At 43.7% G+C, this 21577-nt stretch carries 21 protein-coding genes; 10 read left to right on the top strand and 11 right to left on the bottom strand.

Annotated elements, in window-relative coordinates; translation table 11 throughout:
- Positions 1 to 6: 6 nt before the first annotated feature.
- On the bottom strand, positions 7 to 2304 hold the full coding sequence (locus C3B73_RS06585) for a S9 family peptidase (protein ID WP_232803049.1): 2298 nt from the start codon (positions 2302 to 2304) through the stop codon (positions 7 to 9).
- Positions 2305 to 2532: 228 nt separating this feature from the next.
- On the opposite strand from C3B73_RS06585, the gene C3B73_RS06580 reads away from it, so the two are divergent.
- Positions 2533 to 3339, top strand: a complete 807-nt coding sequence (locus C3B73_RS06580; protein ID WP_103664802.1) for a hypothetical protein — start codon at positions 2533 to 2535, stop codon at positions 3337 to 3339.
- On the opposite strand, the gene rlmD is transcribed toward C3B73_RS06580, so the two are convergent.
- From rlmD to C3B73_RS06560, 4 genes are all read right to left on the bottom strand, one after another.
- Positions 3336 to 4745, bottom strand: coding sequence for a 23S rRNA (uracil(1939)-C(5))-methyltransferase RlmD (rlmD, locus tag C3B73_RS06575; RefSeq protein ID WP_103664801.1), 1410 nt, complete (start codon positions 4743 to 4745; stop codon positions 3336 to 3338). The two genes, C3B73_RS06580 and rlmD, sit on opposite strands and share 4 nt — an antisense overlap.
- A 3-nt stretch (positions 4746 to 4748) precedes the next feature.
- Positions 4749 to 5300 carry a cyclic nucleotide-binding domain-containing protein gene (locus C3B73_RS06570; protein ID WP_103664800.1) on the bottom strand — a complete coding sequence of 184 codons (552 nt, stop codon included), beginning with the start codon at positions 5298 to 5300 and terminating at the stop codon, positions 4749 to 4751.
- Between the two features lie 16 nt (positions 5301 to 5316).
- The gene (locus C3B73_RS06565) at positions 5317 to 7725 is read right to left on the bottom strand and encodes a BamA/TamA family outer membrane protein (protein ID WP_232803048.1); all 2409 of its coding nucleotides are present in this window, start codon (positions 7723 to 7725) and stop codon (positions 5317 to 5319) included.
- 89 nt (positions 7726 to 7814) lie between these two features.
- Positions 7815 to 8069: a DUF2795 domain-containing protein gene (locus C3B73_RS06560; RefSeq protein ID WP_020402200.1), complete on the bottom strand. Its 255-nt coding sequence runs from the start codon at positions 8067 to 8069 to the stop codon at positions 7815 to 7817.
- A 152-nt stretch (positions 8070 to 8221) separates the two neighbouring features.
- Here C3B73_RS06560 and C3B73_RS06555 point away from each other — a divergent pair, with 152 nt between their 5' ends.
- Genes C3B73_RS06555 through C3B73_RS06530 form a run of 6 tightly spaced genes read left to right on the top strand, consistent with a single transcriptional unit; the run spans position 8222 to position 13478 of the window.
- On the top strand, positions 8222 to 8440 hold the full coding sequence (locus C3B73_RS06555) for a Sec-independent protein translocase subunit TatA/TatB (RefSeq protein ID WP_103664871.1): 219 nt from the start codon (positions 8222 to 8224) through the stop codon (positions 8438 to 8440).
- A gap of 18 nt (positions 8441 to 8458) precedes the next feature.
- Complete coding sequence (locus C3B73_RS06550) at positions 8459 to 9985, top strand: amidase family protein (protein ID WP_103664799.1); 1527 nt, start codon at positions 8459 to 8461, stop codon at positions 9983 to 9985.
- Between the two features lie 14 nt (positions 9986 to 9999).
- Entirely contained in the window at positions 10000 to 10764 is a 765-nt protein-coding gene (locus C3B73_RS06545) for an SDR family NAD(P)-dependent oxidoreductase (RefSeq protein ID WP_103664798.1), read from the top strand.
- Complete coding sequence (locus tag C3B73_RS06540) at positions 10757 to 11719, top strand: M28 family peptidase (protein ID WP_103664797.1); 963 nt, start codon at positions 10757 to 10759, stop codon at positions 11717 to 11719. The genes C3B73_RS06545 and C3B73_RS06540 overlap by 8 nt, the downstream gene beginning before the upstream one ends.
- Positions 11719 to 12555, top strand: coding sequence for a 50S ribosomal protein L11 methyltransferase (gene prmA / locus C3B73_RS06535; protein ID WP_103664796.1), 837 nt, complete (start codon positions 11719 to 11721; stop codon positions 12553 to 12555). Before C3B73_RS06540 ends, prmA begins: the two co-directional genes overlap by 1 nt.
- Complete coding sequence (locus C3B73_RS06530) at positions 12552 to 13478, top strand: Ppx/GppA phosphatase family protein (protein WP_232803047.1); 927 nt, start codon at positions 12552 to 12554, stop codon at positions 13476 to 13478. The genes prmA and C3B73_RS06530 overlap by 4 nt, the downstream gene beginning before the upstream one ends.
- A gap of 63 nt (positions 13479 to 13541) precedes the next feature.
- Here the strand turns inward: C3B73_RS06530 and C3B73_RS06525 are convergent, their stop codons facing one another.
- Positions 13542 to 14033, bottom strand: coding sequence for an outer membrane beta-barrel protein (locus tag C3B73_RS06525; RefSeq protein WP_103664795.1), 492 nt, complete (start codon positions 14031 to 14033; stop codon positions 13542 to 13544).
- A 158-nt stretch (positions 14034 to 14191) separates the two neighbouring features.
- Between C3B73_RS06525 and C3B73_RS06520 the strand changes: the two genes are divergently transcribed.
- The 3 genes from C3B73_RS06520 to C3B73_RS06510 all read left to right on the top strand — a co-directional run bounded on the left by C3B73_RS06520 (position 14192) and on the right by C3B73_RS06510 (position 16688).
- The gene (locus tag C3B73_RS06520) at positions 14192 to 14824 is read left to right on the top strand and encodes an RNA polymerase sigma factor (protein ID WP_103664794.1); all 633 of its coding nucleotides are present in this window, start codon (positions 14192 to 14194) and stop codon (positions 14822 to 14824) included.
- Between the two features lie 73 nt (positions 14825 to 14897).
- On the top strand, positions 14898 to 15701 hold the full coding sequence (locus C3B73_RS06515) for a hypothetical protein (protein WP_103664793.1): 804 nt from the start codon (positions 14898 to 14900) through the stop codon (positions 15699 to 15701).
- Positions 15702 to 15866: 165 nt separating this feature from the next.
- Positions 15867 to 16688 carry a hypothetical protein gene (locus C3B73_RS06510; protein WP_103664792.1) on the top strand — a complete coding sequence of 274 codons (822 nt, stop codon included), beginning with the start codon at positions 15867 to 15869 and terminating at the stop codon, positions 16686 to 16688.
- On the opposite strand, the gene queG is transcribed toward C3B73_RS06510, so the two are convergent.
- From queG to C3B73_RS06485, 5 genes are read right to left on the bottom strand one after another with little or no spacing between them, the layout of a single operon-like run.
- Complete coding sequence (queG, locus tag C3B73_RS06505) at positions 16676 to 17638, bottom strand: tRNA epoxyqueuosine(34) reductase QueG (protein WP_103664869.1); 963 nt, start codon at positions 17636 to 17638, stop codon at positions 16676 to 16678. The genes C3B73_RS06510 and queG overlap by 13 nt on opposite strands.
- Positions 17639 to 17668: 30 nt before the next feature.
- Positions 17669 to 18370 (bottom strand): cell division ATP-binding protein FtsE, encoded by a 702-nt coding sequence (gene ftsE / locus C3B73_RS06500; RefSeq protein WP_103664791.1) that lies wholly within the window; start codon positions 18368 to 18370, stop codon positions 17669 to 17671.
- Complete coding sequence (locus C3B73_RS06495; protein ID WP_103664790.1) at positions 18352 to 19134, bottom strand: class I SAM-dependent DNA methyltransferase; 783 nt, start codon at positions 19132 to 19134, stop codon at positions 18352 to 18354. The genes ftsE and C3B73_RS06495 overlap by 19 nt, the downstream gene beginning before the upstream one ends.
- Positions 19124 to 20131, bottom strand: a complete 1008-nt coding sequence (pdxA, locus tag C3B73_RS06490) for a 4-hydroxythreonine-4-phosphate dehydrogenase PdxA (RefSeq protein ID WP_103664789.1) — start codon at positions 20129 to 20131, stop codon at positions 19124 to 19126. The genes C3B73_RS06495 and pdxA overlap by 11 nt, the downstream gene beginning before the upstream one ends.
- 41 nt (positions 20132 to 20172) lie before the next feature.
- On the bottom strand, positions 20173 to 21534 hold the full coding sequence (locus C3B73_RS06485) for a GWxTD domain-containing protein (protein ID WP_103664788.1): 1362 nt from the start codon (positions 21532 to 21534) through the stop codon (positions 20173 to 20175).
- Positions 21535 to 21577 lie beyond the last annotated feature (43 nt).

The raw sequence follows: 21577 nt of genomic DNA, 5'->3' as shown, positions 1-21577 counted from the left end.
AAGTTCTTATTCGGTATCCTTTTGTTGACCAAACTCAAACTCTTTTGGCGGATCCACATGCTTCAGATGTTTCACAAAGTAATCCCACCGCTTGCGCATCATGTAATCTTCGCTGTAGTAACCGTGACCCCGATTTGGCAACATGATCATATCAAAATCTTTGTTGGCCTCTATCAAGGCATTTACAACCAATAAGGTGTTATATGGCGGTACGTTACTGTCGAGAGTGCCATGAGTGATCAATAGTTTGCCTTTTAGATTCTCAGCCAAAAGCTGATTAGCCTGATTGTCGTAGTTGGTAGCCTGATCGTCAGCCACTCCATCGTTATTGGTGCCTTTCAGCAATCCCTGCCATTTTTCACCCCAGGCATCGGCATAGTTGCGGTTATCATGGTTTCCGGCACCGGATACGGCCACATCGTAGAAATCAGGATAGGCAAGTAGAGCACGTGTTGAGGCAAATCCACCGCCTGAGTGTCCAAAGATGCCAACCCGTGAAGTATCCATCCAGGAATGATGGCTTCCAAGCTCACGGATCATAGCGATCTGATCCGGAATCCCGTTGTCACCCATGTTTCCATAATAGAAATCATGAAATGCCTTGGAACGGCCTGGAGTACCCTGTGCATCCACTTCCACTACAATAAAACCAAGTTCAGCCAGTGCCTGTTTGTCGGAACGGGAGGTTCTAAATGCACGGCTTCCCACACTGCCTGATTGGGGTCCGGGATACAAATAATTTAGCACCGGATATGATGTTGAGGAATTGAAGTTGGATGGTTTGTACAGGAGCCCATAAAGGTCGGTTTGTCCATCGCGGGCTTTAACGCTAAACGGTTCCGGAGCAACCCATCCGGCTGCTTGCAGGTCGCTAATGTCGGCTTCAGCCAATTCGGTAATGATCTCTCCATCCATCGCTCTTAAAACGGAAACAGGGGGAGTGTTTGGCGTAGAATAGGTATCGACAAAATAATTACCCGATTCAGATATACTTACCTGATGATGAGCGAACTCAGGTGTTAAAAGTTCAAGCCCTGAACCGTCAAAATTGATGCTATACAGGTAATTGAAGTATGGGTCCTCACCATCGCGACCGCCACCGGTGAAATATATTGTGCGGTCATCTTCATCTACTTTTAAGACTTCGAGGACGGTCCAGTTTCCGGAAGTGATCTGATTTTTCAGATCTCCTGTTTCAAGATCATAGAGGTACAGGTGTCCCCAGTTATCGCGCTGAGAGAACCAAATAAATTCATTGGTGTTTTCCAGTAATCTCCAGCTGATGCCATCCACTCCCGATTCAAAGAAAGTGTCCGTTTCTTCCCGATACACAGACCTGACGGATCCGGTATTGGGATTTGCCACAAAGAGTTCTGCATCCTGATGATCTCTTGAAACAGATACAAAGGCAAGCGTACTGCTGTCATCACTCCACTCATTATCCAGGAACCTTCCGGACCAATCAGCTACATGATCTGTGATAGTTGATCTTTGGGAATCAGGACTCTTTTGAAGAGGTACCACTTTTGGTGATGGCTCAAGATTGATCACCACACGATTCAAACGAAAGATGAGGCTATCGCCGGGAAGGGGGTATTTCCACATTTCTAATTCAGGGTGACCAACTTTGGTGGATGCCAGATACATATCCTTGACTCCACGGGCATCCTGTTTGAAAGTTGAAATACGTTTTGAGTCTGGTGACCACAAGACCACCGGGCTGTCTCTTTTTACCCACCCGGCATTATTGGTTGCATACCCAAAGTTTTCTTCGCCATCGTAAGTAAGTTGAGTGACCCTTCCGGTTTCAAGATCTCTCATATAGAGGTTATGATCCTGAATGAAAACGGCCTTAGTGCCATCCGGAGATACAGATTCATTCCAGTTACGCCCATTTACATCCCCATTTGAAGTACATTCATAATCGTTGAGATCACAGGTAAAGGTTTCTCCTTTTGCTGAAAAGCTAATGGATTGTCGGTCATCCACGTAATCGAACGTTCGGAAAGGAAGGTCCAGTGGCTTCACGTCCTCATCCAGAATACCGGACAATACTTTAGCAAGCCGGTCATGGTCGAATGCGCGCTCTGCGGTACCGGTCGCAGGGTCTGCTTTCATGAACTCGGTTCCATCTTTAAGCGTATGCTGGTACAGGAGCACGTCATCATCAGTCCAGCGTTGTCCTGAAATGGTGTTATAAACAAGATCTGAAGTGTAAGAGGAGAGAGCCCGTTCTGCTCTTAGATAATCCTCTTCGGTGACTTTCTCAGTGTTAAAGGAGCACGCGGTAAGTATAACTGACATGACCGCGAAAATGAAAATGTTGGATATCCTGAAATTCATATACGTTAGATTAATTATCGACTTGGTGCGAATATATAGATTAGTGAGATTGAAACAAGTAAAATAGTGTCACTAATTAAAACGGAACACAACCCACAGCTTTATGATCATGTCATAAAATCATGGTAAATTCAGCCTTCCGGATGAACTATCTTATGCCATCATTTATTCTGTTTGGTAAAATACATTATGAAAAAACTATTTCAATTCTACATTCAAAGCAGTATTCATGTGGCATTAGCTGTCGTAGCTCTAACCGCAGTAACTTACGCGGAGTTTAACCTGAAAGCAGATGCCTGGGTGTATGCTTTTGTAGGATTGGGGACCATTGTGGGGTATAACTTCGTGAAATATGAAGGCGTTGGAAACCGGCATCACCTTTCAATTACCGCTAATATTAGAGGTCTTAGAGTTTTCACCTATCTGGCTTTGGCGGGACTGATCTATGTAGCAACACAAGTTCCTCAAAAAGTAATTTACTATGGAATCGGTTTTGGCTTATTAACTCTATTCTATGCCATACCGGCTTTTAAAGGTAAGAATCTGAGGATGGTAAGAGGATGGAAGATCTTTGTGATCGCTGCAGCATGGTCAGGGGTTTCGGTGTTATTTCCTTTGGTAGACACAATTGATTTAGTTCAACCATCGGTGATCCTTGAAATGATTTCAAGGTTCGCATTCGTGCTCGCATTGACGATCCCTTTTGAGATCAGAGACCTGAAATATGATGAAAAGGAGTTAGGAACTCTGCCACAGATATTAGGCGTAAAAGAAAGCAGGTTACTTGGTTCAGGCCTGTTGCTTGTATTTATATCGCTGCAATTTCTGAACCCAAAAATATCTGAAGCTGAGATGTCGTACACGGCTTTGATCGCTGTGGTCACGCTGTGGGCGATCTGGAAAGCCAAAGAAGATCAGCATCCTTACTATGCTTCTTTTTGGGTGGAAAGCATTCCGATAGTGTGGTACGGACTGTTTTTGTATAACAGCTTTTAGTCTTTGAGTGTCAGCTTGGCAACGGCTTCAATGTGGTAGGTCTGTGGGAACATATCCACAGGTTGTACCATCTCGATGTCATAAACTTCCTTCAGCTCTTTCAGGTCCCTGGCCATGGTTGAGCTGTTGCAGCTCACATACACTATTCTGGGTACTTTGAGCTCACAGAGCCGCTTCACTACATCCGGATGCATACCTGCCCGGGGTGGATCTGTGATCAGGACATTAGGGGCTCCGTACTCATCTACAACCTCTTGTGTAAATACGTCTTTCATGTCTCCCTTGATAAAAGAGACATTATCTACTTCATTTTCTTTAGCATTGAAGCGTGCATTTTGAACGGCAACGTCCACAAGTTCGATACCGAGTACATGTTGGGCTTTACGGCTCATGTACAAACTAAGGGTTCCCACACCGCAGTACAGGTCATATACAATGTCATTTTCCTTGATCTCAGCAAAATCCTTAGCTACATCGTATAGTTTTTCGGCCTGAGCGGTATTGGTCTGAAAGAATGCGTTCGGATGAATTTTAAAGGTGAATTCACCAATCTTATCAACAATAAAGCCGGGTCCGTGCAATACTTTTTCGTAGCGGCCTTCTGCGGTCGGACTTTTAGTATCGTTTACGTTATTAACGATGGTGGTAATGAATGGGAATTCAATGAGCAGGGCATCTTTCAGTTTTTCCATCACCGACTGATCATCCTGATAAGTCACCAGGTTCACCATGAAATCATCCGTGTAATGGGAATTTCGGATCATAATGTGTCGCATAAATCCGGTGTTTTCAAGTGTATCGTACGGTTCTATGCCGTGCTCAATGCAGTAATTACGAATGAAGTCCAGGATCTGATACGACTCAGGAACTTGTAAATGGCATTCTTTTAAATTCAGGATCTTATCAAATCTTCCGGGAGCATGGAGTCCGGCCGCAAATGCTGAGTCATCCACATAGGCATCACTTTTGATCTCTTCCTCAGTCAGCCATCGCCGTGAACTGATACTGTATTCCATCTTATTCCGGTAGTAGAACTCTTCATCTGAAGCAATGGCCGGCTTAACGATCTCTCCATCCAGGTGGCCGATCCGTGCGATATGATCCTTGACCTGTTGCCCCTTATATTCCACTTGTTTTGAGTAGGGGATGTGCTGCCAGCTGCAACCACCACATACATTGGCATGCTGGCATTTAGGGTCGATACGATGTTCACTGGGTTCAAGGATCTCCAGTAATTTGGCTTCCCGGTGTTTCTTTTTCTTTTTGATGATACGGGCTTTGACCTTATCGCCGGGGGTGGTTCCGGGAACAAAGACGGCGAGACCATCCACCTTGGCTAAACCTTTTCCTTTAAATGCGGCGTCAATGATATCTAATTCTACTTCCTGACCTTTTTTTAGTGCCATAAATTAAACTGATTCCTCTGAGGTATCTTCGTAATAGGATTGAATTTGTAAATTAAGTGCGGTCTGTTCGTCGGCTACTTCCGATAGTTTTTTGGTGGTTACTTCAAGTTGTTTGAGAGCTTTGTTCGTGAGGGTTTGCAGAAATTTTACTGCAATTTTGGGGTGCCGATCTCTCAGTACTTCAAAATCTGGCTTAAAAAAACCGAGGAGCTCACAATCGGTCATGCACCTGGCTGAGGTCTTTCTTCTGAGGTTGTAGCCTATCGACAAGGCCCCAAAGCTATCCGGGGAGTAAAGTTCAAGGGAATTCGGTTTATCTTCATCATTAGAACTGCTTTCCGGTTCACCAACCGTCAGTTCAATGGTGCCGTCTTCTATGAAATACATGCCGGTTCCGGGGTCATTCTTATAAAACACATATTCTCCTTCCTTATAGCTTCTTCGATGACAAAGTTGCAGAAATTCATAGCGCTCTGCCGGATTCAGGTTCGCCAGGAATTTAGATTTAAAAACAATGTTGGACTGATCTTTCAGTCGTTTTAATTTGTCGAACATGGCTTCTGGATTGAGTTTAGAAGGAGTGACCGATACCGAAGTTAAAATATACTTGCTTATTGTTTAACCAACCAGACTGAAGGTCGTGCAGCCTGAAGGCAAAATCAAACCGAACCACAACGTATTCCCAGTCAAGGCGCAGGCCGGGGCCACCTGCAACGGCAATCTGATTATAGAAATTATCAAACCGGAAACGGCCTCGATCCAGCCTGTCCTGATTGTTTTCATCCCTGAAATCGTTTCTGGGTCCATACCAGATGTTACCGGCATCCGCAAAAAGAGCGGCAAACCAGTTTGCTCCGAGAAAATCACGAATAAAAGTTTGCCGTACTTCTGTAAAGGCAGCCAGTTTAATTTCACCACCAGGAATATTCACGTTGTCAGTGGAGATATCTCCGGGACCAAGCTGAAAAGGGGCCCAACCGCGAATATCGTTACTGCCACCGGCAAAGAAACGCCGGTTCAAAGGAATAGAGGTGGAGTTCCCGTAAGGATGGGCAAAGCCACCGTACAGTCTCCATGCAAACACCCCGACGGCTGAGATGGGATAATATTTTCGGTAGTCAGCCGATAGTTTTATATATCGGCTGTAACTGAGACTGTTGTCGCTCAACCCAAACAGAGAGGGAAGATTGCCTTCCAAAGTGCCCGGTGTGGTTAAATAATTATCGATGAGGTAGGGAATGTTACCACCAACGGCTACAGAATATTCACTGAAATAGCCTCTGTTCCTTTTGATGAGGTCAGTATTTTGACTTCGGAACGTATATCTGATAGTAGAAGAGATCTGCGGATTGAAATCCTCCAGGATTCGCTGTAATTCAAAAGCATCCACGATGGTGCCATCGTTCAGTGTATCTGTCCCGAATTCATTTCGGAGATTCCGGATATATGCGGAAGATGGGTTCGTATCCACCAGGTCAAGCTCGATGAGATCAAGAAAACTGGAATAATTAGGGGTATGATTCACCTCATACCGCATGTTGAAACCCACATCAGAATTGATATCGAACAGAAGCTGATCGGAGCGGCTGTAGCTGAGCAGGTAGCGGGTCACCCCACTGGTAAAACCGGGCCTGTTATCCAGAAAGGAAAAGGGGAAATTCAATCGTGGAACCGAATAATCAGCGGTTAATTCATAGCTTCTGAACACCGACGATTGAGTAGCGGTGGTGTCGATCTCTTCCAAAACCGAGGGACTTACAAACTCAAAGCTGGCATTGGCACCAATACTCAGGTTCTCAGCATTGCCAAATACGTTGTTATTGGTGTAGTCTATGCCGATACCGGTACCGTAACCATACCTTTTCATTCCAAACAGTTCTGTGGATACACTATGCTTGGTCAGGGTTTGCAGGTCAAAATAAGTCGGTATTTCCTCCCTGGTAAAATCGGGTTGAACCTGATCTTCATTCTGACTGAATCGCTGAATGTAAAGCATCCCCAGGTTCTGAAACTCATTGACGGTTTCCAGATAAAGTGAGTGATTGTATAGTTCTCCGGGTTTGAACAGTAACTGATCCGATAATAAGCGGAACTTGGATTGTGCACCGGATTCCTTAAAAAGAGAGATAGTGTAAGTGGAATCCGTGGTGTGTGGCGGTCCGCTTAACGTGTCAGTTTCATCATAATTGACAGGCGGTTCGGTGTCACTTAGCCTCACCCTGATATCCCCAAATTTGTACTGTCCCCCGGGTTTGATACGGTACATGACATCCAGTGAATTTGAAGATGTGGTATCTTCTTTTACCAATGCGATCACTGAATCTCTTTGTACTGAAGCATACCCATTGTCTTTTAGGAATGTTATGAGCCGTTGTTGTTCGGTACTCAGTGCCTGAGAGCTGTATGGCCGGTTTACCGTGAAGGTGGTATCATTGATCCTGCCACGGGAGAAGGCACCTTCCTGTAGAAATTCGAATCGCTTATTAGGCTCAGCAAAGCCGGGAAACCCACTGTAGGTAACTGTGTTGACCCGATATTGTGGACCTTCCTGAATGATAAAAGAAACCTCGATCTTATCGGTTCTGTATTCAGAAATGGAGGTATCTACCGCTACATCAAAATACCCAAGAGATTCATAAAACAGCGTGATCCTCTCGATATCATTTGCAACGGTCTGCCGGTCTAGGTAAGCCGGTTCCTCCCCAAATCTTCCCCCGGATAATTTCCATAAGGAATACCATGGCGTGAAATGTGGAATACTTAAAAACTCACGATTTGTTCGGGTTCGAACCAGGGTGGTAAGGGTGCGATCTTTAATATCATCATTACCCGAAAAACGAACTCTGCGAACCACATCTTCAGTATTTTCCTCAGATTGTGCGTCCTGAGCCTGAATGTTTGCGGGATAGAGTGATCCAACCCATGTTATAAAACACAGCAGAAATGCTGATATGAGCTGTCGGAGATCAGGTGTTTGCAAGGCATCTCAGAATGAAGGGTTACGAAGGTCGGACTCGGCCGGCTACATTAAAATAAGTAACCGCAACTTCTGCCTAAAGAGTCTGTCATTTAAACGTCGTCGTAATCGAATCCTTCATCTTCTTCATTGTGAAAGAAATCCTCTTTTCGGATGTAGTCGGGCCAGATATCTTCAATGCCTTCGTAAACCGGTTCCTCACCTTGTTCAATTTCTTCAAGTTCTTCAAGATTGACGATCACCTGATTAGGCAGTCCGTTTCTTTCGGCCCACTCTATAAGTTCTTCTCGTGTGGCCGGGAAAGGGGCGTCGTCTAATGCAGCTGCTAATTCTACAGTCCAGATCATATGTATGTAATTATTTTAAAATGAATGAGTGTAATAAACACAAGTGTCATTAAAACACAAGTGAATAAATTAAATTTTTGTTCCAAATTCGTGCCGAAAATATTGTTATCTTCGCACAAATACATCAACTAAATCCTGAGAGGATTATTTTTATGTTTAACAGTTTAGGCGCCCCTGAAATTCTAATTATTGCTATTGTAGTTTTGGTTTTATTTGGAGCTAAACGAATTCCGGAACTGGCCCGAGGATTGGGACAAGGTATCAAAGAATTCAGACAGGCTTCAAAGGATATCAAAAAGGAAATAGAGGATAGTTCCCGCGATATCAACGACGCTGCAAATCACGAAGAAACCACCTCTAAAAGCAATTAAAAGCAGAAATTGAATTACATGACTATTTCAGAGACTCGCGAAAAAGTCTTAAGCGGAGAAGTACAACTTAACGATATTGTAAACCATTATATCTCACGTATTGAAACCCGAAATGATGAAATAAATGCCTATGTGGCTACGGATTTTGAGGCGGCCAAAAAGCAAGCCGAAGAGATCCAGAAAAAGATCGATAAGGGTGAAGCCGGTAAACTAGCCGGTGTGGTTTTGGGTATAAAAGATGTCATTTCTGAGCGAGGAAAGAAGCTGACTTGTGCGTCAAAGATGCTCGAGGACTTTGAAAGTGTGTATGATGCCACGGTAATTGAACGCCTTTTAGCCGAAGATGCCATCCTCATCGGACGATTGAACATGGATGAATTTGCCATGGGTTCTGCCAATGAGTACACCAACTTCGGCCCGGTTAAAAATCCTCATAACACTAATAAAGTGCCTGGTGGATCGTCCGGTGGTAGTGCCGCGGCTGTTGCTGCTGATATGGCTATGGCAACGTTAGGTTCTGATACCGGTGGCTCTATTCGTCAGCCTGCGTCTTATTGCGGAGTGGTTGGACTTAAACCTACGTATGGACGTGTTTCCCGTTATGGACTTGTAGCCTTTGCTTCTTCATTTGATTGTATTGGTCCGCTGGCTCATTCTGTTGAGGATACAGCAAGAATTCTGGATGTGATCGCGGGATTTGATGAAAGAGACAATACATCTTCTCAGAAAGCGACCGGCAATTATGTGGATGCTGCACTGAATCCCAATAAGAATATAAAGATCGGTGTACCGGAAGAGTTCTTTGGGGAAGGACTGGATCCCGAGATTAAGGAAGGCATCGAAAGTTTACTAAAAAAACTTGAAGCTGACGGAGCCGAGCTGGTTCCGATCAAACTGCCCTATACAAAATACGGTATTGCTACTTACTACGTTTTGGCAACGGCTGAGGCGTCTAGTAATCTTGCCCGTTATGATGGGATCAGGTATGGTCACCGTGCCGATAAGGAAGAAGTTTTGGATGAACTGAAAAAAGAGGAAGAAGCTCTAAGGCAACAATTTGAGTCAGCTACCGGAGATGAAAAGATCGCTCTGCAGGAGCAGTTGACCAAAATGGATTCCGCACTGATCCGACTTTACAAGAAATCAAGAACTGAAGGATTTGGGCAGGAAGTTAAAAGAAGGATCATGCTGGGGACCTATGTGCTTAGTTCCGGGTATTATGATGCTTATTATGGAAAAGCTCAAAGAGTACGACGGCTTATTCAGGATGATTACAAAAAAGCCTTTGAAAAGGTGGATGTGATCGTAAGTCCAACGGCACCGACCACAGCTTTTGATATTGGTGACAAACTGGATGATCCGGTTCAAATGTATCTGAATGATGTTTACACGATCACAGCTAATCTTGCGGGGATCTGTGGGATAAGCGTGCCTGCCGGAACACACAGTGATGGAATGCCATATGGTATTCAGTTTATGGCAGATAGTTTTCAGGAAGAAAAAGTGATCAATGCCGGTCGTTTAGCAGAACTTCATACTAAATAAAAACAAGGCATAGCATGAATCGACTTCAGGGCAAGACAGCTGTCATAACCGGTGCAACTGCCGGGATCGGAATGAGCACGGCCATTCAAATGGCGGATTCCGGTGTCGATCTGTACCTCACGGGAAGAAGAGAGGAAAAGCTGAATCAGCTTAAAGAAGATCTCGAATCCAGATATGGGGTAAGCGTCACCCCGGCTGCTTTTGATATTCAGGACTCAGATGCCTGCGTCAAATTCGTTGATTCGATTGACAAACCGGTGGATATCCTGGTTAATAACGCCGGTATGGCTAAAGGAACAGATCCTGTTTATTCTGCTTCTTTTGATGACTGGAATACCATGATCGATACCAACATCAAGGGATTACTGTATCTCTCGCGATTGATCTCGGCTCAAATGAAGGAACGTAATGCAGGGCATATCATCAATGTTGGGTCCATTGCCGGACATGAATCTTACCCGGGAGGTGTGGTTTACACAGCCACTAAACATGCGGTTAAAGCAATTACCGAAGCAACGAAGAAGGACCTGCACGGTACGAAGGTCAGAGTAAGTATGGTCTCACCGGGACTGGTGGAAACGGAATTCAGTGAGGTTCGCTTCAGTGGAGATAAAGAAAAGGCAGGCAGCGTTTATAAGGGCATGCAACCACTGGTAGCTCAGGATATTGCAGAGATCATCCTGTTTATTGCAAATCGCCCTGATCATGTTAACATCATGGATACCATAGTCTTTCCTGTTGATCAATCTTCATCTACCATGGTACACCGTGATGAATAAATGGTTGATTCTGTTGTCATCCCTAATCCTCATTGGTTGTGGTGAGGAAAGCGAAACGGGACTTTCATTCACTGAAAAGGGAAGAACAGTACCTGCATTCAATGTAGATTCGGCATATCAGTTTGTCAGTGATCAGGTAGAGTTGGGGCCAAGGGTTCCGAATAGTACCGCCCATCAAAAAGCGATCGATTATTTTGAACAGAAATTAAGATCATACGCCGGAAACAACGCTGTTTTTGTTCAGCGATTTGAAACAGAAGGTTATGAAGAAACCTTACAGCTTGGCAACGTGATCGCCGCATTCAACTTGAACGCCTCAGACCGCATTATGTTAAGTGCGCACTGGGATAGTCGTCCGCGGGCCGATATGGATTCGACGGATACTGACAATCCTATTTTAGGTGCCGATGACGGAGCCAGTGGAGTTGGCGTATTGTTGGAACTTGCAAGGATGTTCAGGGATAACCCACCACCGGTTGGTGTAGATATTGTTTTATTTGATGGAGAAGATTATGGTGAGTCAGGTGACCTTAGCCGGTATTTTCTCGGTTCCAGATATTGGTCTCAAAATCCCCCGGTACCCGGTTACAGTCCTCGTTTTGGCATCTTGCTGGACATGGTAGGGGGAACCGGAGCTCAGTTTCCCAAAGAACAGTATTCAGTGAATTATGCTCCCAATCTTGTTAATGAAGTATGGAATATTGCGGGGGAAAAAGGGTATGGAGATCTGTTTCTGGATGAACAGGGCGCAGCTGTTTCAGATGATCATGTGATCGTGAATGAACAGGCAGGAATTCCCATTATTAACATTATCCATCACTACCGAAAACCTAATGGAGTGGCTGAATTTCCTCCTTACTGGCACACACAAAATGATGATATGGACATTATCAGCAAGCAAACCATGCAGGCTGTGGGTAATGTTTTAGCAGAATTAATTTACAACAGGTTATAATGGATTACATAGAACTGCGTATTTCAGTAAAAGATGATTATCAGGAATTACTGATAGCAGAACTTCTGGAACTGGATTTTGAAGGGTTTGAACAATTAGATGATGTATTGGTCGCAAGTATTCCTGCAAACCGTTTTGATGATACCAAGAGGGAAGAGATCGAGCAAAAGATAATGGCTTATGGTGAGGAATCTTCCATTTTGAGTGAGCAGGTTCTTACTCCAAAAAACTGGAATGAGGAATGGGAAAAAACCATAAAACCCCAAACGATCGGAAAGTTTTATGTGCATCCAACCTGGAGTTCATTAGAAGGAGATCTCGGGGATAAGATCGACTTGATGATCGATCCCAAAATGGCTTTTGGAACCGGTTACCATGCCACAACAAGGGTGATGCTCGAATGGCTGCCGGAAGTAGTGATCGAAGGGGATACGGTGCTGGATGCGGGAACAGGAACCGGAATTCTCGCCATTGCGGCCCTCAAACTTGGTGCCGACCGTGCCTTTGGATTTGATATCGACGAATGGAGTGAAACCAATGCCAAAGAAAATATCCTGCTGAACCAGGTTGATAATTTTGAGGTTAAACTCGGTTCAACAGAAGTCATTCCTGAAGGGGACAGTTACGACCTGATCCTTGCAAATATAAACCGAAATGCGCTGATCGAATTACTGCCTGAACTTGTGAAACGCTTAAGTGGGGGCGGTAAACTGCTCCTTTCCGGACTTCTGGAAGAAGATGAAAAAACTATCAAAGAGCAGCCGGCAGTAGGATCCCTAACATATAAGGGAACCCGCCAAAATGGAGAGTGGATCGCAATTCTGTTTGAGAAATGATCAGATCTGCTATTGATATCGGGACCAATTCTGTGCTGCTATTGGTGGCGGAGAAACGTTCGGGGGGAATCATCCTTCCATTGCATGAGGAGCAAAGACTGCCTCGCTTGGGTAAAGGGGTGGATGCCCAAAAAATGATCAATGAAGCTTCAATGAATAGAGTCATAGAGGCACTCCTGGTTTATAAAGAGATCCTGGATTCATCCTTCCCGGAAGCTGCCAAACCGGTGGTAACAGCCACCAGTGCTGTCAGGGATGCCCTGAACCGTGACGAATTCATACTGAACGTAAAGCAGCAAACGGGCTTTGATATCCGTTTACTTTCAGGGAAAGAGGAAGCAAAATGGACGGCGGCCGGAGCATTATCCATGATAGAGAAGCCCACATCCGGTCGCGGGGAATACCTGATACTTGATATTGGTGGAGGCAGCACTGAGGTAGCTCATGTCAGAGATCAGTACATGGTGGATAAGTATTCATTTGATATGGGTTCGGTCCGCTTTACTGAACGGTTTTTGAGTTCAGACCCACCGACAGAAGATGAGATCAAGGCTTGCCGGGATTACGTTAAAACAACGTTCAGAAACCGATTTTTTCACAATAACTCCTACTTCAAAGCGGTAGGTGTGGCGGGTACGGTTACTTCACTTGCGGCAATTGTGATGGAAATGGATAATTTCGTTGTGGAAGAGATCAATGATGTGATCCTTGAAAGAGATGAGATTCGGGACGTGATTCAGCGTTTTTCTAAGATGAGAACCGAAGAGATCCTGAAAGAACACCCTAACATTCTGAAGGGTAGGGCAGATATCATACTGGCCGGACTGTTGATATTGGATGGCTTCATGGAGAGATTTGAAAGAAAAGAATTGACGGTCTCAACAGGCGGGATACGACACGGTGCCATATTGAACACCAAATAAAAAAGCGTTGCTGATCTTCTCAACAACGCTTTTGATGCTTGTAACAGCAAAGCTACTAACTGTTTAGAAAGGGAACCTTAGACCGGCACCAATGTTTAGCTGATCAGCATCACTGATGACAAATTTGGCTTCAGCAAACAATTCGGCAAAATCAAGATTGTACTCCAAGCCTGCCCCCAGATTTAATCCGGTTTCGTTACTAGAACTGCTGCCAAATCCATCGATATCTACCGATACATTAAAGAAGTTCAGACCGGCTAAGGCATAGGCGTTCAGTCCCTGATCAGGATCAGAGAAGAACATATAGTTACCATTCAGGTTAAGTTCCCAGTAGTTAATACTACCGCCATTCATATCTTCAGGAAAGTAATAGCCGAAATCAGCTACACCTCTGAATTGCTCATTGATCGTGTAAACCCCGTCAACACGAATACCCAGTTGTTCAACCTCAGTACCGTACATAAGTCCAACACCGGCTTTAAATTGTGCCTGTGCACTTTGTACAGCTAAAATTGAGCAAAGTACCAAGAATATAGAAGTAGTTAGTTTTTTCATGAGTATTTATTTTTGTTGTTATTATAGTTGTTGCATAAATGCTTCAACCATTAATGCGTAAAGTGTACTAAAAAAGGTTCATATTTAAAATTATACTTAAAAAAAGCATTTTCATTTAGCACAGGCTTTGTATTTTAAGGGCTGAATTTAATTCGGATATGGCAGAAGAAAACTCAGAATTGGAAAATAACTCACCACGTAAAAATGCGTCTGCGAGCAGTCTGGAAGATGATGCTTTGGTAAGTGAAGCACTGGCCGGCAGGGAAGATTCTTACAGTAAACTTGTAGATAAATATCAAAAGCCGCTCTATTTCCATATCCGGAAGATGATAAAAGAGGTGGAACTGGTTGATGACCTGGTTCAGGAGGTATTCATGAAAGCCTTTCATAACCTGAATTCCTATAGTAACGAATATGCATTTTCGACCTGGATATATCGCATTGCTACCAATCACACCATCGATTATCTGAGAAAGAAAAAACTCCAAACCCTTTCCATCGATCAGCCTTATAAGACCAAGGATGGAGATATGGAAATTCAGCTGCCGGATGAAAGTTTCTCTACCGATGAACCGGTCATGAAAAAAGAACGTAAAGCCATCGTTCAGGAGGCAATTGATGATCTCCCGGAGAAGTACCGATTGGTCATTGAGATGAGACATATGGAAGAAAAATCTTACCAGGAGATCGCAGAAATACTTGATCTTCCATTAGGGACCGTAAAAGCCCATATTTTCAGAGCCAGGGAGTTATTGTACAAAGCCCTTATCGACAAGAGAGATAAAATTTAATATTTCGGGTGACCCATTTTTCTTCTGTTTTTCGCATGTACTGATACAAGTATTAACCAAAAATCGGTACAACATGAAAAACTATACAATTCGACTGTTTACAGTCACACTACTACTGTCATTATTTGTATGGACATCCTGCGGCAGCGATGATCCTGTTTCAGGGATGGATGAAGATCCTCCTGCCATTCCAACCTTTGAAGATGCAGAGCCGGACCTGTCCTACTTTATGGATAATAATCCAAAGCTTCAGACCACCAATAACTTCTATGATGGGAAATCCTACGCGTTGGGCCTGATGACCTTTAGTCAATTTGGGCAGATCTACAGTTCTTTCTTTAGCTCGGCAGACACAGAAGAGGCGGAGTTTGATAACGGAGTCTGGACCTGGACGTATTCGTATGCGTACGAGGGCGAATCTATATCCATCGTATTGACGGCTCAGGAACTGACAGATTCTATTCGCTGGGAGATGAACTGGTCCTATGATGATGGACAGGGTAACTCATTTGAAGATTATACTATGATTGAAGGGACGATGGCTAATGATGGTTCATATGGGGACTGGACCTTCAACTCCCTGAATCCTGATACAAATACTGAAGAACCGTTAATGACCTCGGAATGGACACGGAGTGGAGATGATCAGTTTGAACTCGAAACCCGTTTATACGGTGATTCAGGTCAGGAAGGAGAGGAGTTTTACACCTTTGTTCAGGATGGTACTTCATTTGATATGACCTACACGTATGGAACCGAAAATATATATATCCATTGGGATACCTCAACTGAGACCGGATATTATCAGATCGGTAATGATTCAGGTAACCGTTATTGCTGGGACAGTCAGTTTCAGGACGTGAGTTGTGGGGTATAAATTACTTCATAACTATTGATTCAACCTCAGTTGGTTGATCATGGGTTAAAGCCGGCCTGTTTTGCAGGTCGGCTTTTTTTATACATTTTAATCTAAATGATCTGTTTTTGGACTTTATGTCGTATATAGGTGTGAGCAATCTATAAATCTAAAAAGGTGACAGGTATGAAAATCATTAAGTTTTTTGCGGGTGTTTTACTGATAAGTTTTTCAATGAGTGCAGTTGCAGAAGCGCAGATCTGGAAAAAGATCAAAGAAAAGACAAAATCGAAGGTTGAGAATCGGGTTTCGGATAAAATTTCAGAACGGGTAGCCGATGCTGTGGTTGATAAGGTTGATGTCCAGTTCAAGTCTGAGAATAATCCTTATGGAAGATCGGAAAGAACCTCTAAACCGGAGAATTTGCCTTCCGATTATTCATTCGATTGGAAATTCAAGATGAAAATATCCAATGCTGAAATGGATGATGATATGTTTTTTGATTATTACCTCACCTCAGGCGGTAATTATGTGGGATATGAGATACCCGAGGCGGAGGGAATGTTTATGGTTATGGATGGAGACCTGGGCAGTATGATCTCATTTGTAGAACAAGAGGAAAACAAAATGGCCATCACGTATTCACTTCCGGATGATGTTGAAACCTACGACGATTCAGAAATGGATAATGAAGAGTTTGTCATTACAGATCTTCCATCCAAAACAATTCTGGGTTATGAAGCACAGGGAAAGCAGATCGAGAATGATGAATCAACGGTCGTCATGTATTATACAAATGAGATTGATATGAGTTTTTCAGGAATGTTTCCGTCCTTCAAAAACAATGAAAAGACACCGGACTACGGTTACCCGGATGATATGCGGAATGCCTCAGTTCTTTATATGAAAGTCACAGAAAAAGAAAGTGGTGATACATTTACCATGGAAGGGGTCTCAATTGATGAAACTAACCGGCGTTTAACAACCGGGGATTATCAGTTCTTTTGATCCATCTGAGTAATGTTCTTGGATACCACTGAAACATTGTGGCTGAATTTATCAAACTTGGCTCGCCGAATGGCGCTGCCTTCAAAAATGGAATCGTATTGGTCCTGAGTGAGATCTTGCCAGAACTTAAGATCATGGTCAACCACATAATCTCTGGGGTGAAGATCAGTGAAGGAGGCTATTTTAGCTTTGCTGTTCCAGGGGCATACATCCTGACAAATGTCACACCCATAGATCCAATTTTGGATTCCATCCTGTTCTGAATCTGCAATTTCATCCTTAAGCTCTATGGTTAGGTAGGAGATACATTTGGTGGCATCCACGCGGTAAGGTTCGTAAATCGCATCGGTAGGGCAAGAATCTATACATCGGGTACATGTACCACAATGGTCAGTTTGGGGAGCATCGTAATTCAATTCTGCATCAATGATCATTTCACCGATAAAGAAGAACGAACCGATGTCTTTGTTTAGTAAATTGGAGTTCTTACCGATCCAGCCAAGTCCTGCCCGCTGTGCCCATACCTTATCAAGAACCGGGGCTGAATCCGTAAATATACGTCCCTCCAGTCCACCAAATTTATCTTTAGTAAACCGGAACAACTTTTTCAGCTTCTTTTTCAAAACCTTATGATAGTCACGTCCCTGTGCATATTTAGATATCAGTGGATGTTCGGTGTCACCGATCTGCCGGGCATGGGATGGATGCCAGTAACTGGCTAAAACAGAAACAACAGTCTTCGAACCGGGAACAAGCAGTGTTGGGTCGACCCGTTTTTCAAAATGGTTTTCCATCCAGCTCATCGTGCCATTTCTGTCCTGATCAAGCCATTCACCTAACCTGCGTTCTTCGTGGGGTAAGTGCTGTGCCCTAGCGAAACCACAGGCGTCAAATCCTAATTCAAGAGCATAAGCCCTGATCTGCTCCGTCAATTGTTGCTGATCGACCATCATTCAAATTAGGTCTGAAGGGGATTGAAATTATTTGACAGGAACCAGTTTATCGCCTTTCCAGACAAGATCCTGTGTTTTGCCATTTACCATACGCACGGTTCTTGCCTTATACTTTTTGACCACGGCATAGTCGTGAGTGATCATGAGTACGGCCATACCACGATTGTTAATGGTTCTGAGCAGCTCCATGATCTCTTTTGTAGCCTTGGGATCGAGGTTACCTGTTGGCTCGTCGGCCAGCAAAATGCGTGGTTCATTGGCAAGGGCACGGGCAATCACTACCCGCTGTTGTTCTCCACCTGAAAGGTCTCTGGGAAGATGTTTTCTTCGGTGGCTTAGTCCAACCATGGTCAAAACCTCAAGCACCCGTTCTTTTATGAATTTCGGTTTCTCACCGGTTACCTGAAGTGAAAAAGCCACGTTATCAAAAACATTACGGTCTTTCAGTAACTGAAAATCCTGAAATACAATACCAAGCCGTCTTCGCAGCATAGGGACTTCGCGTTCACTGATCTTGTTAACAGGGTATTCTGTGACACGAACCGTTCCGGAATCAGGGACCACATCTCGATATAAGAGTTTAAGGAAGGTACTTTTACCGATTCCGGTTGGACCGATAAGATATGCGAACTCCCCGTTATGTAGTTTGAAGTTAACGTCGTCCAAAACCCTGTTCTTATCGTAGTTCAGGGTTACATTTTTAAGTTCAATTACGGCTGTTTCTGACATTTAAGAACCATTGTTACGCGTGCACTGTTTTCGTCTGCATCAACCAAATCAAAATCTTCGTATTTGGCAACCTGATGATAGGGCGTTTGAGCTAAAATTGACAACATTTCGTCAAGAGAATACACTCTTTGTTTGTGAACCTCCTGAAAACTGTCTGCAACGGTTTTTCCGTCTTCTTTCATGTAGTCAATATCAAAGATGTTGTAGTGAAAATTATTGTGTGGATCGTATTTGCTTCTTCTGAAATAACGGTAGGATCCGAAACTCCCTTCTTCGTTATTCAGATAATCGACGGCTTCCAGAGAGTTTTTTGGAGTTGAAAAATCAAAAATAAGAAGTCCGTTTGGCTTTAAGATCTTATGACATCCTCTCAGCATTTTCAGGATATCGGCTTTATCATGCAGATAATTGACGCTATCGAAGACCGAAAATATGATATCGAAGGTCTGTTCGATGTCAATATCTAAAAAATTCATACTTCGAAATTGCACATCGAGTTCCCGTTCGGCGGCTTTTTGACGCGCTTTCTCGATCATAGCAGGAGAGAGATCGGTGCCGGTCAGGTTGTATTCATCGAACCGTGCCAGGCAAAGCGAGATAGCACCGGTTCCACAGGCGAGCTCCAGCACATCGATCGGATTGGGATGATGGGTTTGTATGACCTCGTCAATGAAATCAGCCCACATTTCATAATCGACATCATCCATCAAGGTATCATATAATTCAGCTAAAGCCGTATATATTGGTGTTGTATCAGTTTTCACGCAATTTCTTATTTGAAAGTTCTACAGCCAGATCGTAGGCTTCTTTGAATGAGGAAGGATTGGCCACACCTTTGCCGGCAATATTAAAGGCCGTTCCATGATCCGGAGAGGTTCTGATGATAGGGAGGCCGGCGGTGAAATTAACTCCTTTCCCAAACGAAAGTAACTTAAAGGGAGCAAGTCCCTGATCGTGATACATGGCCAGAATACCATCATAATTTTCATACATTTTTTGGCCGAAAAAGCCGTCAGCCGGGTACGGACCATTCACCTGAACGGATTCGTAACTGTCATTTATTTCTTTGAGTGTTGGAATGATCATATCCAGTTCTTCCCGGCCGATCACTCCGCCATCACCGGCGTGAGGATTCAGCCCAAATACGGCGATCCTGGGTTCCCTGATACCAAAATCCTTGATCAAACTTTTGGCCAGCAGATCCACTTTATCTTTAATGAGTTCCGGATCAATGGATTTGGCTACGTCCTTTATGGGAATGTGAGTGGTAACGAGGGCAACTCTTAAGGAACCACTGACCAGCATCATCAGAACTGATTCAGTATCCGTAGAGGAGGCCAGAAATTCGGTATGGCCCGGAATATCATATCCGGCAAGGTTTACGGACTCTTTAGATATCGGGGCCGTTACAAGGGCATCCGTCTTATGTTCAAGGCAGAATTGTATCCCGGTTTCAATGGCTTGCATCGCCACCTTTCCACTTTCTTTTGAAAGGGTACCGGGGGTTATAGAAAGGTTATTGGTTTGTATCGGATAAACGTTGATCTCATCAGTGTGAATATCAAGATCTTCATTTAAGACATTGAAATTGATATCCTGATTTAAGAGCTCTTTATAATATTCAATAACCCCAACCGGTGCGATAATGACCGGAGTAGAGGTATGCAGGGCAGAAGAAACACTTTTGAGTACAACTTCCGGACCAATGCCATTGAAGTCGCCAATTGATATCGCAATTTTAGGTTTTATTTCTGATTGCATAAGTAGCTGAAATTACAACTTAAACCGTGTAATCCATAACCTTACTGTTTTCCGATAAGTTTGAAATCACCGAATCCTGAAACGGCTTCAAACACAAAGGTTTGGTTTGGGTATTTCCAGGTTTCACGGGTCTTTCCACCGGGTGGGAAGACTCTCTCTTTTGAACTTGGCGGTCCAAATTTTATATAGATCTCTCCACGGTCACTTTCATGCCCCATGGGTTCCTGCTGGCTACCAAACTCCTTAAAGGCGTGATCTATTCTGCGATAATATTCAGCCATCAGTTCATTAAACACCGTATTAGGGGTTGGATCACGGCTATCCCAGAATTCCCTGAATTTTTGTTCTTTTTGTTTATCTGAGCCCCGTCCAAGTTGCTCAACTTCATCTTCCGGCAAAATGAATTTCAACATGTTGATGGCAATATCAAGGTTATACAGGCTGGCCGGCATATTCTGCCAATATGTTTGAAACTTGCGCTCTGCCACGGTGCTGTCTGTTTTAGTGTCATTAAGCACAAGTGTATAACTGGAGTTATCAAATTGACTGGATGGGATAGGTATAACGGCATAGGTGAAGGGTCCTGATTCGTTCAGGATCAATGCAGGGTCTGTGTCTTTATGGATACTCAGAGAAGAATTGGTAAAAAATAGCTCGTTCGAGAGCTCTTTTTCGTACATAGGATCTGAATTCCGGTCTTCAGAGACTTTCCGAACTTCAACTGAATAATTTTTATCCGGATCATAATCTGGTAATCTGACCAGGGCCGTGAAATCTTTTCCAAATTCAATATTGTCTTCCATATTCATTAGCAGGAATTTCGTTCCTGTGGGAGATTCATCTACTGACCGCACAAGGTAGATCTCTCCTTTATCCTTCCCGGAGAGCACAGGGACTTTGATCTCCCTGCGTTGGGTACTTCGTTCATTGATTTCCTGCAGCATGGAAAGCTGTAGCACGTAATTATAGGTACCCGGTTCAAGTGTTGCAGTCAGTGCACCGGATGCATATTGGTTATTGGTCTGTGTTTCTTCAAAATTTTCAACAAAAAGGGTATCGGTCCAAGTATCTCTGCCGGCTGTGTTTGTGGCCGGGCTGTTTCGTTTCTTTATGGTACCCTCAAATACCTCAGCACTGAACCGGAGTGTAGAGTAATACTCTGCATTCTCAGGAGCCTGACTGATCTCAGAGACTTGAACTCTTCTGAAAGGAATGAAATCGTAGTTGAACCGAAAAGAGAACATTAGGGTTGAAGCACTGTCACTATGCGGTATAACGATGTCGTTAATAAATATCTGCGGAATTTCAGACCGGTTCACCAATTGGGGATAAGAGACTCTTTGAGCCGTGGTAGAATGAGATATCCCAAGAAAGACCAACAGCACTGCAATAAACTTATACATACTTTAAAACCTTTTGAATGAATTTATTGAATATCGGGGTTTA

The organism is Gracilimonas amylolytica (assembly GCF_002911695.1).
In the GTDB taxonomy this organism is placed as follows: Bacteria; Bacteroidota; Rhodothermia; order Balneolales; family Balneolaceae; genus Gracilimonas; species Gracilimonas amylolytica.
Note: the sequence above shows the minus strand (reverse complement) of the source record. Positions and strands in the feature narration are given on the sequence as shown.